Here is a 15,051-nt window from a genome sequence, read left to right on the forward strand (position 1 = left end):
ACTCTGGTATAGCAGTTGCAATCTCAGAGTTAATATTAAAAGATGGGAAATCAGCATGAGTGAACTAGCCATAGAAATTAATCCGCAACTGAATAAGGAAAAGGTCAAAACAACTTGTCCGTATTGTGGGGTCGGTTGTGGTGTTGTGGTATCAAAAAAAGATCAAGCTCACGTTGATATTCAGGGAGATAAGCAACACCCGGCTAACTTGGGCAGCTTATGTATTAAAGGGAAAAATCTTGCTGAAACCCTAGATAACAATAACCGACTAAAAACACCTGTTATTAATGGCGAGCCGCAAAGCTGGTCAAGAGCCCTTGATTACGTTGCCAGCAAATTTAACCAAACCATTGAGCAAGAGGGCAAAGATGCTATTGCCTTTTATGTTTCAGGTCAGCTGCTTACTGAGGATTACTATGTTGCCAATAAATTGATGAAAGGCTTTATTGGCTCTGGCAATATTGATACCAACTCACGGCTCTGTATGTCATCAGCAGTTGCTGCCCATAAACGCGCTTTTGGTGAGGATATTGTACCGACCAGTTATGCTGATTTATTGAATGCAGAAGTGGTGATTTTGGCAGGCTCTAACCTTGCTTGGTGTCATCCTATTTTATTTCGTCGCTTGCGAGAGGAAAAGCAGCGCAGGCCTGAGCTGAAAATTATTGTTATTGATCCAAGAGTTACTGCCTGTGTAGAGCTGGCAGACTTGCATTTAAAAATTAAACCTCAAGGTGACTTAATATTATTTAATGGCTTATTAACCTATTTGACTGAGCAGGGTTACATTGATTTTGAGCAAGTATCACACACTACGTCGGGATTAATAGAGGCGTTAGCAAGTGCTAAACTTGATAATGAAAAACTTGCTGACATTGGCTTATCTCAACAACAGCTGCAAGCCTTTTTTCAATACTTTACCCAGCATGACAAGGTGGTTACGGTATTTTCTCAAGGAATTAACCAAGCAAGCCAAGGCAGCGATCAAGGCAATGCCATTATCAATTGTCATTTAGCCAGCAATAAAATTGGCAGGTTAGGTTGTGGGCCGTTTTCCATGACAGGGCAACCTAATGCTATGGGCGGTAGAGAAGTTGGTGCCTTAGCCAATACTTTAGCTAGTCATATTGAGTTTGACGATAACGCCATGGCGGCAGAATTAGCGAAATTTTGGCAGACAGAAAACCTAGCAACAGAGGCTGGATTAAAAGCCGTAGAGCTATTTGAGGCAATTGAGCAAGGTAAAGTTAAAGCCTTGTGGATTATGGCAACTAACCCTGTGGTGAGTTTGCCTGATCATCATAAAGTAAAACAAGCGCTAAAAAAATGCCCGCTTGTTGTGGTAAGTGATTGCGTGGCAAGTAATGACACTCTTGAGTTTGCCGATGTTATTTTACCAGCGCAAACCTGGGGGGAAAAATCAGGAACAGTAACCAATTCAGAGCGACGAATTTCTCGTCAACGCCCTTTTTTACAGCCGTTTGCGCAGGCCAAAGCGGATTGGTGGATAATTAGTGAGCTTGCTAAACGCATGGGTTTTGCCAAGCAATTTAACTATCAATCAGCCAAAGATATTTTTGTTGAACACGCAGCGCTATCAGGAATTAGCTCATCAAAAGCAACGCGGGCTCGCGCTTTTAATATATCTGCCTACCAAAATTTAACTGAGCAGCAGTACCAGCAATGGCTGCCAATGCAGTGGCCACAAGCGAATGCCAAGCAAATTAGGTTAAGTGATCAAAGCATATTCAGCCAGCAGCATTACTTTCATCAAGATGGCAAAGCACGCTTTATTGCGGTGCAGGCTGAGGCAACAGACGCTTTGCTTGATGATGAGTTTATCCTTAATACCGGAAGAAACAGAGATCAGTGGCATACACAAACACGTTCGGGTAAATCGGCTACTTTAACTAACCGACATGCTGAGCCAGAGTTATCTATTCATCCCAATGATGCTAAAGCATTGCAAATTCACCAAGGGAGTATCATCTTGGTGGAAAACTCGCTAGGTAAGCTATTGGTACGTGTGAAGATAACGGCTCAACAACGAGCAAAAGAAGTGTTTATGCCGATCCATTGGTCATATAGTAACAATAATCAAGGTAGTGTTAGCCAGTTAGTAGTAGCAAAAGTTGATCGTATTTCCGGCCAGCCGGCTTTTAAGCACGCTAGAGTGAAATTAACTCCCGTAGCGATACGAAGTGAGGCCATGCTAGTGGTTAACAAGCCGTTACCTAACGCATTGGCTAATTACCAAGTAGAGCAGAAGATATCGGGCGGCTACTGCTATCATATTGCAAGTAAAGAAGCGCCGCAGGCTTTGTACAATAAGCTGTGTGATTATGTTCAAAGCCATGAAAGCATACAAGCAACGACGACTTGCTTAAATGCTAGCGAGCCAAGAAAACAGTATTTTAGACGGACTTATTTAACTGAAGGCTTAACTGAAGGCAAGATGCAAGCTGCGGTATTAGTTGGCCAGAAAAAGCATGATTTACCTCATGGCTGGTTAAGTCAGTTTTACCAGCAAGCAGAACAAGCATCGGCACAGCGTAATATTATCAGCTCAAATAGCCAAGCGGTGCAGGCTAAGAAAACCTTTTGCCAGTGCTTAAATATTGCCAAAGAAGATATTCATCAAGCGATTGACTCGGGAGAGTTAACGCTTAGCGATATTCGCAGTAAAACAGGGGCTGGTAATGGTTGTGGTAGCTGTATTGGCGATATTGCGCTATTGCTAAATAACAGATCTGAAAAGTTCAAGGAAGTGAGCTAGCCGAGCTATCATTAGCTAAAGGTGTATAAGAAAGCTATGTGATTTAGCAGCGCAATTGCGCTGCTTTCGCTGAAATTAACTTAACTACTCGTTTCGCTATGTTTCAGTAATTTCTTCTTTGCTAGGTAATCTACTGAAACATTGTCTATTTCTCATCCTCAAGATTTGTGCATGAAGATGGGCTAATGTCCATGTATTATACTTTATTCTGCATGCTAGTTAGCATGGCAAGTATATTTCTAGTAAAAAAATATGTTTAATGACTGAATAGAAGCAGAGAGTTATTCTATTCATCTGGTAAACCAATATGAGCATGTCCACCTTTATAATCTATAGTAATTAAAAAGTGCTTGAGAACATCATAACCAACAAGCCCTTGTACTTTTTTCCCTTTGATTCTTGAGCCTGTTTTTTGATATTGGTTCTCTAAATTAGAGCTTTCACCTTCAGCGGGAATAGTTACAAGCACATTTTCTAATTTAAAAGGGCCAAACTGCAGTTGTGGGACTCTAAATGTTTCCGCCTCAACCATTGAATTCACGCCTATTGATATGGTTGATTTTCTTTCTGTTTTTTCTAGCCAGCCCATTTTTTTAGCTACTTTACGCTTGACAACCATTCCTCCAGCATTTCCTGTATCAAGTAAAAGCCATAAATATTTGTCATCGGGTAAGTTAATTTTGACTATCGGCATACCTGTACCCTTTTGGCTTTGCATCTCGATATTTTTGAATTTAGTAATATCAATAGAATCTTGAGTAATTAAACGCATTTTTTTATTCGGATAATCTAATTGAGTAATAAAATCGCTGAAAAGTCCAGCACCAAGTAAAAGACCATTAGTGTGATGGCCTATACTAATTTCAGCAAGGTTATTAAGCTTAGTTTTTATACCAAAAAAATTGACAGGTACATCATTAAAAGTGGTTTTTCGTTCAATGCCATAAACACCTTTTATTTCTATCTTTCTACCCTTCTCAAAAGCAAGTTGATGTTTAGTGATGAAAGCTTTATTAATAGCATTTAGCTGGGCGCCAGTATCTAGAATTGCATATGTATCAATACCTGCAATGTTAATAGGCATTTTTATATGCCCCCCTTCCAAATTAAACTCAATCCAATCAGTCACTCCTGCTGAGCAGCTAAATGTTATGATTAACAAAATAGAAGATAAATATTGTTTCATAATTTAGTCCTTTTAATGTTTTTCCATTAGCGTTTAAGAACATCCAACACGTTTAACAAACGAATACAACTAGTCTTATTATATCCAATATTAAAATATAACTAACGCTAAAATAAAGTTTTCTTTAAAAAATAAAGTGTATACTCTAGAAGGCTCCAAGGAAGTTAGGTGCTTGAAATTAAGAAACTTATTTTCTTGGCTATTTTTTATTTAACTAAAAGGAATTTTTATGAAAAAAATACTATTAGCACTTTTACTTTTCAACAGTTCTGTATATGCAGGAACTGGAATGATCAAGGAATGTCACAATTGCTCGGAAAGTCAATATAAACTTAAAGCAGAATCAGTAGTTAAACCGCAAAAAGTTTATATTATTGATATGGTTAAAGGAAATCTTAGGGCTTACAATGTAAAAAAAGTGATTGTTGATGAATATATAGAAGAAACACAAGCTACTTTAATCAGTTCTACCTCAGAAGAAAACTCATCATATAATAATTTGAAAGCTAATAGAGCATCCTATATATCCAGTGTTAGGAATGACTATCCATCCGACGATATTAATTTTAATCAGCTACTTAGTAATGAGCCACTGTCTTATTCTCCTAGTGAAGTCACAGCTTATCAATTTATTCAAGATTCCTCTAAACGCAGAGATGTATATAGAAGGATGCAAGTAGCATACCCAACATTAATGAATTTAACTAACTCATGGAATTCGTTTGTAACAGTTATGAGTTTCAATTTGACTTCGCGTATTGCCGCATTCTGCAAATTTGAATGCGTTTGCTTATCAACCTAAAATCGTATTTCCTGATGCAGCATATGTAATAGTTAAACATACCCCTGACACTGAAAGCTATGAGGTAATTAGTGCGGTAGACGTTGCCGGAAATGATATTCCTCTACCAGGTCAATCTTCAATAGCTGGTACGTATAGCATCTCTAGCGGTGATCACTATAACCAATTTATTCAGTATTTGGATGGCTGGGGAGCAATTCATTATGGTCATTTTAACCCTACAAAACAATGTGGTACAAGGTGTGTACGTGGAGCCACAAACGGTGTTTGGTCGTGTACTATTAGCTGCAATTAAAGTCGCCTGGGGTTAGACCAATGTTAAAATATTTTGATAAACACAATTAATTTAGTAGTGTTATTGATGTCAACTCATTGTAATAAAGGTTTATTTATTACAATGAGCACTAAAGTAGTTTGAAATTAAAATAACGTACAATAGTATGATAATACTTGTTAAATAGAGTTTTATAGAAGGAACTTATGGATATAAGTGCAATACAAAATCTAGGTATAGGTGGTAATTTAATTGCCTTAATTTTTTTGGTCATAAACATCATAATTCATTTTATGTTTGCATTTGGTGTTTATAAATATGCAAAAGACGGGGAAGTGAATGGAAAGCAGACATGGATGGTAACTCCTTTAATTTGGGGAGTAAGTACTGTCTTTTTAGGCCCTTTTTTTGCTGCGGTATATTGGCTAATTCACCACTCTAATCTCGGCAGTTTTAGTGAATTTGATTTAAATAAATTAAGACAACGTAGAAATAATGACAGTTAAATGTTAGGAGCTTTAGGGCGTAGCACTTAAGCTTTATTCAAAGCCTTTGCCTTTGCTTAGAGTCATTTTCATTCCTTTTTTATCGCCATTGAATTAACTACCTGCTCATTCTTACTACGCTAACATAGTTATTTCAATTGGCCTTAATTAAGCCTTCTTGCCCAGTTACCTTGGTGCTGTTGTGCGCAGTTTTCTTCGCTATCAAAAATAATTTGTGCTGAAACATTGTTAAGATGAATATTCATCTCCTGACAAGTGGCTTTTATAAGCAGTCTTAAATCCATGCTATTACTGCTATTTATATAGTTAGCTAAGTTGTCGTTGTTATCAAATACGCAAATAACCTTAAGGCTGTTGGGAAAGTTTGCATAATTGACTGTGTGCGTTAACCATTGAAAGCCGACAATGCTTTTTAGGGCAGTTTCACAAATATCGGTTAGTCGCAGGCGAAGTTGCTTATCTAGTTTTTTATCGGATTTACGCATAATGAAACTTAATCGTACACTCTTCTATTTTTCGTTTTAATCGCGTGATGATGGCTTATCAGCTAAGGTTGAATAAATGCTTTTGCCAGTTACAAGTTGGTAAATAATGTGAACGCCAGACAGTGACATGAAAAAGCCGCAAGCAGCCCATAAATAATCTCCTTGCATAAGCCCCATAACTAAACTAAATATCCCTACGATACATATAAACAACTGACCGAACATAACACTCTCCTTGTAAATTATTGGTAAATCTTACTTATTTGCTACTCGTTTTACCACTTTGCTAGCAGGGTGGGAATATTTTTCTTTGGCGTTTTGGCAATTCTTTTTACTAACTCAAAGGGAACATACTCATGCTTAATTTGATTTTCAATGTCATCTAGCATGCAAAGCCAGAGTTTGGCTGTCATTTGTGCGTCAAATAAGGCGCGGTGAAAGCTACCTTCGCTGGCTAAATTTTTATAGTTAACCAATGTCGATAATTGGTGGTTTGGCGCGTTGATATTAATCCGGCGAGAAACCAGCAATGAGCAAGCGAACTCGCCAAGGTAGTTTTGACCTATATGATTTAGCTCTGCATCTAAAAATTTTTTATCAAATGAGGCATTGTGAGCTAATAAGTTATCGCTGCCAATAAAGTCAGCAAATTCAGCCATCACCTCATGACAAGGCGGCGCACTTTGTAACATGCGATTGTTGATACCAGTATAGTTCTCAATAAAGCTATTGATACGAAAGCCTGGATTCATCAGTGATTGAAAGGTATCAATAATGACACCGTTATTTATTTTTACTGCGCCAATTTCGATGGCTCTGTCACCATTATCAGGTGACAGCCCTGAGGTTTCAAAATCGAGCACCACAAGTGAGTTGGCATTATTGTGCATAGTTTGCTTGAGTAAATGATTTTAGCTAACAGTTTAATGATTTATGGCAAGATTAATAGCGATGAGCTGAAAATACACTTATTAACAGTAAAAGGTCTTGATAAACTTGCTATTAAAGAACAAGTAAGAGATAACTAGCTGTTCTTGTTAAAGGCATAGGTTTAAAAGCATTAAGTGTTAGCAGATATTTTAGCGGGGCCGATATTACGTCGGTTAACTGAGCAACAATTAGTTTTGTGGTGGGTTACTCCTTATCCAATTCGAGGTGAGTTTTGTTGTTATATTGAAGAGCAAACCGTACTGAATGTGCCGCTAACCAGTGATAATGTGACATCGTTTCGTGTAGGTGAGCGTGCGTATATTCACTTACTTGATATTGCCATTGAACTGCCAGCTGAAACCTATATAGAGTATGACTTATTCTTAGCGAATGCTGATCTTGCAGAGCAAGCTATGCTGCCATTAGCAACTACCTTACCTACACTCTGTTATGAGGGCAAACAGCGACCTTCATTTATTATTCAAGATAGGATTAATAATCTACTGCATGGCTCATGTCGAAACCCTCAGCACCCGAGCCAAGATAGCTTATTAGCTGGTGATGCTAAGCTGGCACAAACCTTGAACTGCTGTGAGCAAAGGCCTGCGTTATTGATGATGTCTGGCGATCAAATTTATGCCGATCATGTTGCAGGCGCTTTGCTCTATGCTATTCACCAAGTTATTGAGTTGCTTGGCTTAAATAGCGAAGAGTTTGTTGGCTGCCAGTTTGAAAACAGTGAGCAAATTTACCAGTTAACAGAGCAGTACTTTAAACGCGAAGATATTTTACCTAGAGCAGAAATAGCTACGCCTTGGTATAAACCGGGTGGTTCGCAGCCAATTTTTACATCAACTTATGCCCATAACCATGTAATAACCTTTGCTGAAGCTATAGCTATGTATTTATTGGTGTGGTCGCCAGCGCTGTGGCAATGTGTTGAGCTAACGGGTTTTTCTGTGCCTGATAATTATCAGAAAACCCATCAAAAAGAGTTAGCCGCGTTAACTAACTTTATTGATGGCTTAGATAAGGTACAGCGTTTATTAGCTCATGTACCTACTTATATGATCTTTGATGATCACGATGTTACCGATGACTGGAATTTAACCGCGCAATGGGAGCAGGCCGCTTATCAAGATCCGCTAGCCAAGCGCATTATTGGTAATACCTTGATGGCTTATTGGTTATGCCAAGGTTGGGGCAATGATCCGAAACGTTTTCAAGGGGATTTTTGGCAGGTGGCAAATGACTACCAACAACAACCTGATAAAGCTAATCAAGATGCATTTATCGAGCACTTGCTAGCGTTTTCGCATTGGCAATACACCTTACCTAGTTCACCTAAATTAGTTGTGCTTGATACCAGAACTCGCCGTTGGCGCTCGGAGTCTTCACTGGGTGACCCATCAGGGTTGATGGATTGGGAAGCCATGTGTGAACTGCAGCAAGAGTTAATAGGGCAAGATGCCATTATTTTAGTTTCACCAGCGCCTATTTTTGGCGTAAAAGTCATAGAAGCTATTCAACGGGTTGCGACCTTGTTAGGACAACCACTCGCCGTTGATGCAGAAAACTGGATGGCGCACCCAGGCTCAGCCAATACCATGCTAAATATCTTTAAACACCCGAAAACACCTAAGCACTTTGTTATTTTGTCGGGGGATGTGCACTATTCTTTTGTTTATGATATTGAAATTCGATTTCGTCATTTTTCACCACATATTTGGCAAATTACCTCAAGCGGTATAAAAAATCAGTTTCCACAACCAGCTATTGGTATTTTAGATAGGTTAAATCGCTTGCTTTACGGGCCTTACTCGCCACTAAACTTATTTACTAAGCGCCGTGCTATGCGTGTTAAAGCACGTAAAGTTGCCGGCAAAGGCCATCAGCGTTTATTTGATCAAAGTGGTTTAGGTTATTTGGAATTAAACGATGATGGCTCGCCAAGTCATATTTGTGATTTACATGTTGATGGTACAATAACCGAGTTTGTTGAAACCACAGAAGAGCTATTGCCTTAGCTTTTGTGGGCTATTTTTTCGGTAGCATTCTTATTAAGGTGTCATCTTTTTGAATATAGTGATGAATTAGTGCTGCTATTGCATGTAAGCCAATGAGGTAGTAGCCAATTTCACCAAGGGTTTCATGGAACTCTTCGATAGCTTCGGCCAGTGGCTTATTTACATCTATTAAGGCGGGTAACTCTAAACCAAAAAAGGGAATGACTTTACCTTCACCGCTTAAAATTAACCAACCAGCAATGGGCATAGCTATCATAAAAACATACAATAAAAAGTGACCAACTTTAGCGCCTAATGCTTGGGTTGGCGTTAGTGGTGGCGTTATTTTTGGTGATATTTGTATGAACTTTAAATACACCCTTAGCGAAACTAACAGTAAAACAAGTAAGCCAAGCATAAAGTGCCACATTTTAAAAAGGTCACGCATCTCTGTGCCTTTTTCAAACAGTTGGCGTCCTTCGATTGATGCGAAGACTAAGACCATCAAGGCAGCCATAAGCCAGTGCATCCTTATCGATAGGCTGCCGTAATGGTGTTCGGTATTTTTCCAGTTCATATCTACCTCATCGTTATTTAAAGTTTGTAGGTTTTAAGTACGTTTGGGAACAAAGGTACTGGCAAGGTCGGCTATTTCATCAACGCTTTGCTCAAGCAATTGCATCTGTTCTGCCACGTTATCTGTTTCTTGCCAAGTATTTTCAGTACTGTGGGCAATTTGGATTAGGTGGCTGTTAATTTCATTAGAAACACTTGATTGCTGCTCAGCGGCGGTAGCGATTAAAGAGGCGGCATGGCTCACATTTTGTACTTTTTCTACCACTAAATCGATTTTCTGGTGTGATGCTTCAGCACTTTCGACACAGTAGTTGGCTTCATCTTTATTTTGATTCATTAACTCAACCCACTCTTCAATGGTAGATAACATAGCCGTTAGTCGTTGATGAATTTTTACCGCAGACTCTTGGGTGCGTGATGATAAGGTACGAACCTCATCTGCTACAACGGCAAAGCCGCGACCATGTTCACCCGCTCGTGCAGCTTCAATGGCGGCATTTAGCGCTAATAAGTTAGTTTGGTCAGCAATGGACTGAATATCTTCCATTAACTCACCAACGCTATTTGCAGACTGGGTTAAGGTATCAGCAGAGCTAGAGGCATTCTCTACCGCTTGTGCTAACTGCTTAATTTTACTTGTTGTTTGGTGAATGCCTTGCTGCGATTGTTCACACTGCTCAAAAGTGACTTCTAATTCGCCTGCGGCGTTAATGGTATTTTGGGCAATCTCTTCAGTAGAAGCCTGCATCTGGTTCATGGCAACGCTGAGTTGCTCAAGCTCTTCTTTTTGTTGACCTAGGGTTGAGCGTGTTGTGCTTAAGCCTTGGGTTACTTTAGCCATGACTGCTTTTATTGGGCTTGATGCATCAAGGGTTCGCTCTATGATGGCTTTGATTTTGGTTTTCATTAAAGAGAAGTTGAAATCAAAAACACTGGCTGTGCCTTTACCGAAATAGATTTTACGCGAGATAGAGTCAAACATGGTTTGCATTTTTTGCGCGCGGATTGCCGTAGGAATAATATCAGACCAAAAAACAAGAATAGGGGCAATCGCACTTAATGCGGCAATAACAGAAACTGCAAAGCCAAACTCAGTAAAGATAAAGCCTTGGCAAAGCAAAGACAGTACCACTAAGAAGATAAATTTATGATTTTTAGTGAATTCAAAAGTGACCCAGTTATTTTCTTTATTGAGGGCTTGATAGATATGTTCAGCATTAGTTACTAAGCTAGGGGAGGCGAGTTTACTAATATTTTGATAGCCTGTAACTTTTCCCTTGCTGTATTGCGGTGTAATAAAAGTATCAAGCCATACACTTTCGTTGTTACGGTTGTTTATGTGCAGTATGCCTTGCCATGAAAAGCCTTTAGCTAAGGTGGCTGATAGCTCTTCTAATACGGCTTTGGGCATTTGTTGGTGGGTGAGTCTTCTGGTGTCTGTGCTGAGCAGCTCTGATTCATCATAACCTGTGATTTGGCAATAGGCTTGGTTAACGTAAGTAAAATTGCCGTTTAAATCGGTAACTGAAATGAGCTGTTCTTGACTTGAAGACATAATTATCACACCACCTTAAATTATTTTGCTTACAAAACGTCACAAGATAATAAGCAAAACTTATTATTGTTTTGAACTGTATCGACAGTAATTGGCTTTTCATAACAAAAAAGTATCGAAAAGCTTTGCTAAGATAGTGATTTTAAAATCGATAAGCAAGCCCGATAGAAATATTACTATCAAACCAGATGGCATCATTAAAATACGCGCTGCAATTTTCTGCTTGGCAAAATAACTCATCGTCATCTTTTACCAGCGAAGCGTACATGCGCACTTCAGTAATAAAAGTTAAATTGTTTGATATATTATGGCGGGTACCAACCGATGCGGTGACTGATGGGTATATAGCACTGTCGTTATCGGTATCGAAAAATGCCCCTCCAAGGCCAAAGCCTATGGTGGTGGTATGATTACCGCTTTGCATAAAGGTCACGCCATTAAAATGAGCGTAGTAAGTGCTAAAGTCATGCTTTGCCCCGCTAGTATCTGTGTAATCTCTATTGATGTAGTTGATTAACACCTGACCTTGGCCTTGGCTTTTTCTCTGTTTGCTGGTCGCTTCTTGCCAAGCAATCGCCATGGAAAAATTGACCTCATCGGTTACTGAAATATCACTTGTTCTATCACCACTGATAAGATCTGGACTAAAAGTGTAGCCAAGCATAGGTGTTAGTTCTATTTCGAGTGCCTGTGCGGGCAGCAGTAATAATGAAAATGTAGAAATTGCCAATGTTGCAAATTGTGTTAGTCGCTTTGAGCTAGCAGAAAAGCAGGCTATTGTCATGATAAAAAGTCCTCGGCCGAAAATTCAGTCGTTAGTGAAATGGTAAAAGTTTGACCTAATAAAAGATAGTTAGTCTTTTGAAAAACATCAAGAAATATGATTTATCTTATTAGGCAGAGTGATTGTCTAGTACAGTATTGTGATTACAGTGGTTTAACCAACAATGCTAGAAATTAGCATTGTTGGTTAAGGGGGGGATCTTAGTTCCTTGATGGGTAAACCCCTTGTAGGGCAATAATACAAGTTAAGGTATTTGTCGGTGCCATATTGTTATGGGGCTGTGAACCACCAGTGTTACTTATTGCGGTGCTATCCATATTTACATTACTTGTGTTTGTCGTGAAATATTTGCTTCTTCGCTGGCTGGCAACTACGGCGCTATCAGGTGCTGTGCTGTTTGCTGCGTTGCTCGTTGCCATAACTGTATGTGAATGGTTAGGCATTGTAGCTGTGCTTAAGGTGTGACTTTCTTCACCAGATTTTTCTCCTAGTCGCCTCGGGGTTAACCCCGGACCATTACCCGCGTGTACCATGATGCGTCCACGCATATCGGGTAAGGCAAAAGTTGTTCTACCATCGCCACCATAGATAGTACCAAGGAGTGAGAATAACGCTGAATTCTGGCTTACTGCTAATAGTTGCCCTTCGCATTTTGCCCAGCCTCGCGGCGCAAAGTTAAAGGCAACCCACTTCATTTCTCCAAGCATAGGTGACAATGCATCAGTTGTTGCCTGAACGGGTTTACTTATGATTAAAGCAACGAAGATTGAAAGTACTGATATCAATAAAGTTTTCATGTCAATCTCCTTAGTTGCGAGAAGGGAATATACCCTGCAATGCAATAATGCAATGAAGCACAGTGTAGGGCTGCATGTTATTATGTGCTTGATTACCACCAGCATTTGTTATGGAATTCCCTGCCATAGCAACGTTGGCATTGTCAGCATAGATTTTACTGCGTGAAGGGCTAGCTAGAGCGTTACCTTCAGGGCTAGTAGAATTTGGACTACCATTGCTGGCTCGTTGGCTATGGGTGTGACTAGGCAATTGGTTGACATTTAAGGTGACTTCTTCTTCGCCCAATTTTTCACCTAAATTTCGAGGTGTTAAGCCAGGGCCTTGACCAGCATGCATCATGGTTCTGCCTCTTACTTCTGGCAGGCCAAATGTAGTGCGGCCATCACCGCCATAGGTTGTTCCGAGTAAAGCAAACAAAGCTTGATTTGAAGCGATTGGAAGTATTTGGCCATCACAGAGTGCCCAGCCACGAGGTGCAAAATTATAGGGAACCCAAGCAATTTCGCCAATAAATGGCTCATTGGCAATGGCGTTGCTGCTAATCGCTAGGCTTGATGCTAAGCCAATTGATAATGAAAGTGTTTTTAACGTGTTTTTCATGACAGTCTCCTTTTGTGCCACGATAATCCTGCTTTATATTTAACGCGGCAAAGCGTTTGTTTTCGTTATTTACAGATTAAATTGTTTTCTCTTTCTATACGTGAACATCATTAGCGCCAGCAGCATAAGTACAAGACTACTTGGCTCTGGTATACCATTAGGGGGATCTTGCCTTGTTGCAGCAAAGGTTATGTCGTCGATATTGAATAATTGATCAAAACTAGCGCTGGAAAGGGATACGCTAGTAAAGGCGTTGGCAATGTTATCTACAACTAAGCCGATAAAGAAAGCTTCGCCATCGCCGACATCTATAGGGAAGCCGGTTGATAAGGAAACAGACTCCCCAGCTACAGTAAGGGTAATATCATCAGCAAAGATTTCATCATAAGCGCCAATAATATACATACCGATAGCCATTTGTGCAGAGCTAAAGCTCATATCAAAGCCATCACCACCGAGAAATAGGCCGCCGTCATCTGTACCTAAGTAATTTGTACCCGAGGTAGTACCAGCAAAGTCCTCAACCATAAGTTGAATGCCGCCTAAGTCATAGTTAAAGGTAACGCCTTGTATCGCATCTCCATCAGCGATTATGTCTCCTGATGTAACCCCTTCAAAATCAATGGTTGTTATATTCATACCACCAATAGCAAGGTTAAAGTCTGCTTCATTATCAAACGATAATAAGGTGGCTTTTGATTGAAAGGAAAAGAGCACGAGGTAGAGAAAGATTAAAGCAAGTTTTAAGTAAGTAATCATGTGCAAGTCCCGCATTTGTTGTTAGCTGGGAAGGCTAATGCATCAAGTGTACCGTTGCTTAAATATCAATCACTTACTAAGTGTTGTTTAAAAAAAGCGCTATTAATGTAAAGAAAGCTGACATTGAAAACAATAGACTTTCTCACTTGAAAGTGAGTGATCCTAATGAAGGGGGGTTATAGTTTCTTGAAGGATTAACCTGAGTATTTCGCCGCCTAATTGTGTGCTATCTAATGGCTTTTTATTGGCTAATTCAGTCAGGGTAATATTGGCTAAATGAGTTTGTTTATGCTTGTTATCAATTAAGCTATTTATTACTAACTCATTAATAACTATGTTGTTAATTTGAATATCATTGGTTTTTTTGCCGCGTTTGGGCGCATTGTGCTTTGCCTTTCTTGCTTCGATTGCCGCCGCTGTTTCTTGTCTGTTATTGGTTTGCTCTGGCTTTGTTACAAGTTGAGCATTGAGCTCTGGATGAGCTAAGGCAAATTGTTTGGCGCTTAGCGCTGGGTAGTATTTTGGAAAGTCACTGACTAGTTGCTCAGTTATTCTCTCATGTAATTGGCTAAGGTTATTCTTATCGTTTTGCTGTTCGATAAATACTTCTACTTTATCTAAGGTTATTTTCTCTATGGTAAGGAGGTTCGCTTGTGTTTGTGGTAATAATTGCGCTTTAGCTTGGTTTATTTTTAACGCGTATTTATCTTGATAGTTTTCAAGGTTCGTTAAGCTGATTTGCTTGAATGTGGCGATGCCAGTATTGGCATCAAAATTTGCGCTTTCTAGGTTGGTTTTTTGGCCACTGTAATATTGCCCTTGTAAGCTTGCTTGGCTTTTTAAATAGTCATTAAGGGAGCCACTGGCAAGAAACCATGACATTGCACTAAAAAAAAGTAACAGAGAAAAGGCAAGTATGGCAAGTTTATTCAAGGTGAAGTTCTCTTTTGCGGTCAATGCCTTATATTTTAAGCTAAGTTGTGGATAGGGTAAATGCTATCTTAGTGAAGATAA

The 15,051-nt window shown here is 39.4% G+C and carries 15 protein-coding genes; 4 read left to right on the forward strand and 11 right to left on the reverse strand.

Annotation, left to right across the window (positions count from 1 at the left end; translation table 11 throughout):
* The first annotated feature begins 55 nt into the window (after positions 1-55).
* Positions 56-2,776, forward strand: a complete 2,721-nt coding sequence (locus EMK97_RS16320; protein WP_130603850.1) for a nitrate reductase — start codon at positions 56-58, stop codon at positions 2,774-2,776.
* Positions 2,777-3,062: 286 nt separating this feature from the next.
* Here EMK97_RS16320 and EMK97_RS16325 read toward each other — a convergent pair whose 3' ends face one another.
* Complete coding sequence (locus EMK97_RS16325) at positions 3,063-3,962, reverse strand: retropepsin-like aspartic protease (protein ID WP_130603851.1); 900 nt, start codon at positions 3,960-3,962, stop codon at positions 3,063-3,065.
* A 229-nt stretch (positions 3,963-4,191) separates the two neighbouring features.
* On the opposite strand from EMK97_RS16325, the gene EMK97_RS16330 reads away from it, so the two are divergent.
* Both EMK97_RS16330 and EMK97_RS16335 read left to right on the forward strand, forming a co-directional pair.
* Positions 4,192-4,764, forward strand: a complete 573-nt coding sequence (locus EMK97_RS16330; protein WP_130603852.1) for a hypothetical protein — start codon at positions 4,192-4,194, stop codon at positions 4,762-4,764.
* Between the two features lie 480 nt (positions 4,765-5,244).
* Positions 5,245-5,544: a hypothetical protein gene (locus tag EMK97_RS16335; RefSeq protein WP_130603853.1), complete on the forward strand. Its 300-nt coding sequence runs from the start codon at positions 5,245-5,247 to the stop codon at positions 5,542-5,544.
* 143 nt (positions 5,545-5,687) lie between these two features.
* On the opposite strand, the gene EMK97_RS16340 is transcribed toward EMK97_RS16335, so the two are convergent.
* Genes EMK97_RS16340 through EMK97_RS16350 form a run of 3 tightly spaced genes read right to left on the reverse strand, consistent with a single transcriptional unit; the run spans position 5,688 to position 6,919 of the window.
* Positions 5,688-6,029, reverse strand: a complete 342-nt coding sequence (locus EMK97_RS16340) for a Fis family transcriptional regulator (protein WP_130603854.1) — start codon at positions 6,027-6,029, stop codon at positions 5,688-5,690.
* Between the two features lie 36 nt (positions 6,030-6,065).
* Entirely contained in the window at positions 6,066-6,254 is a 189-nt protein-coding gene (locus EMK97_RS16345) for a hypothetical protein (RefSeq protein WP_130603855.1), read from the reverse strand.
* Between the two features lie 50 nt (positions 6,255-6,304).
* Positions 6,305-6,919: a 3'-5' exonuclease gene (locus EMK97_RS16350; RefSeq protein ID WP_130603856.1), complete on the reverse strand. Its 615-nt coding sequence runs from the start codon at positions 6,917-6,919 to the stop codon at positions 6,305-6,307.
* Positions 6,920-7,093: 174 nt separating this feature from the next.
* Between EMK97_RS16350 and EMK97_RS16355 the strand changes: the two genes are divergently transcribed.
* Positions 7,094-8,986, forward strand: a complete 1,893-nt coding sequence (locus EMK97_RS16355; protein WP_170176791.1) for an alkaline phosphatase D family protein — start codon at positions 7,094-7,096, stop codon at positions 8,984-8,986.
* A 10-nt stretch (positions 8,987-8,996) separates the two neighbouring features.
* Here EMK97_RS16355 and EMK97_RS16360 read toward each other — a convergent pair whose 3' ends face one another.
* The 7 genes from EMK97_RS16360 to EMK97_RS16390 form a co-directional block, all read right to left on the reverse strand.
* Positions 8,997-9,542 carry a cytochrome b gene (locus EMK97_RS16360; RefSeq protein WP_130603857.1) on the reverse strand — a complete coding sequence of 182 codons (546 nt, stop codon included), beginning with the start codon at positions 9,540-9,542 and terminating at the stop codon, positions 8,997-8,999.
* A 33-nt stretch (positions 9,543-9,575) separates the two neighbouring features.
* The gene (locus EMK97_RS16365) at positions 9,576-11,096 is read right to left on the reverse strand and encodes a methyl-accepting chemotaxis protein (protein WP_130603858.1); all 1,521 of its coding nucleotides are present in this window, start codon (positions 11,094-11,096) and stop codon (positions 9,576-9,578) included.
* A gap of 142 nt (positions 11,097-11,238) precedes the next feature.
* On the reverse strand, positions 11,239-11,880 hold the full coding sequence (locus EMK97_RS16370) for a hypothetical protein (RefSeq protein ID WP_130603859.1): 642 nt from the start codon (positions 11,878-11,880) through the stop codon (positions 11,239-11,241).
* 200 nt (positions 11,881-12,080) lie between these two features.
* Positions 12,081-12,677 (reverse strand): phage tail protein, encoded by a 597-nt coding sequence (locus tag EMK97_RS16375; RefSeq protein WP_130603860.1) that lies wholly within the window; start codon positions 12,675-12,677, stop codon positions 12,081-12,083.
* Between the two features lie 10 nt (positions 12,678-12,687).
* Positions 12,688-13,278: a phage tail protein gene (locus EMK97_RS16380; protein WP_130603861.1), complete on the reverse strand. Its 591-nt coding sequence runs from the start codon at positions 13,276-13,278 to the stop codon at positions 12,688-12,690.
* A 69-nt stretch (positions 13,279-13,347) separates the two neighbouring features.
* Positions 13,348-14,037, reverse strand: a complete 690-nt coding sequence (locus EMK97_RS16385) for a PEP-CTERM sorting domain-containing protein (protein WP_170176792.1) — start codon at positions 14,035-14,037, stop codon at positions 13,348-13,350.
* A 162-nt stretch (positions 14,038-14,199) separates the two neighbouring features.
* Complete coding sequence (locus EMK97_RS16390; protein WP_130603863.1) at positions 14,200-14,970, reverse strand: hypothetical protein; 771 nt, start codon at positions 14,968-14,970, stop codon at positions 14,200-14,202.
* Between the last annotated feature and the right edge of the window lie 81 nt (positions 14,971-15,051).

It is taken from the genome of Litorilituus sediminis (genome assembly GCF_004295665.1).
Lineage (GTDB): Bacteria > Pseudomonadota > Gammaproteobacteria > Enterobacterales > Alteromonadaceae > Colwellia > Colwellia sediminis.

Coding starts and splice junctions, on each gene's coding strand:
- EMK97_RS16320 (WP_130603850.1), top strand. CDS start 56: ATGAGTGAACTAGCCATAGAAATTAATCCGCAACTGAATAAGGAAAAG.
- EMK97_RS16325 (WP_130603851.1), bottom strand. CDS start 3,962: ATGAAACAATATTTATCTTCTATTTTGTTAATCATAACATTTAGCTGC.
- EMK97_RS16330 (WP_130603852.1), top strand. CDS start 4,192: ATGAAAAAAATACTATTAGCACTTTTACTTTTCAACAGTTCTGTATAT.
- EMK97_RS16335 (WP_130603853.1), top strand. CDS start 5,245: ATGGATATAAGTGCAATACAAAATCTAGGTATAGGTGGTAATTTAATT.
- EMK97_RS16340 (WP_130603854.1), bottom strand. CDS start 6,029: ATGCGTAAATCCGATAAAAAACTAGATAAGCAACTTCGCCTGCGACTA.
- EMK97_RS16345 (WP_130603855.1), bottom strand. CDS start 6,254: ATGTTCGGTCAGTTGTTTATATGTATCGTAGGGATATTTAGTTTAGTT.
- EMK97_RS16350 (WP_130603856.1), bottom strand. CDS start 6,919: ATGCACAATAATGCCAACTCACTTGTGGTGCTCGATTTTGAAACCTCA.
- EMK97_RS16360 (WP_130603857.1), bottom strand. CDS start 9,542: ATGAACTGGAAAAATACCGAACACCATTACGGCAGCCTATCGATAAGG.
- EMK97_RS16365 (WP_130603858.1), bottom strand. CDS start 11,096: ATGTCTTCAAGTCAAGAACAGCTCATTTCAGTTACCGATTTAAACGGC.
- EMK97_RS16370 (WP_130603859.1), bottom strand. CDS start 11,880: ATGACAATAGCCTGCTTTTCTGCTAGCTCAAAGCGACTAACACAATTT.
- EMK97_RS16375 (WP_130603860.1), bottom strand. CDS start 12,677: ATGAAAACTTTATTGATATCAGTACTTTCAATCTTCGTTGCTTTAATC.
- EMK97_RS16380 (WP_130603861.1), bottom strand. CDS start 13,278: ATGAAAAACACGTTAAAAACACTTTCATTATCAATTGGCTTAGCATCA.
- EMK97_RS16385 (WP_170176792.1), bottom strand. CDS start 14,037: ATGATTACTTACTTAAAACTTGCTTTAATCTTTCTCTACCTCGTGCTC.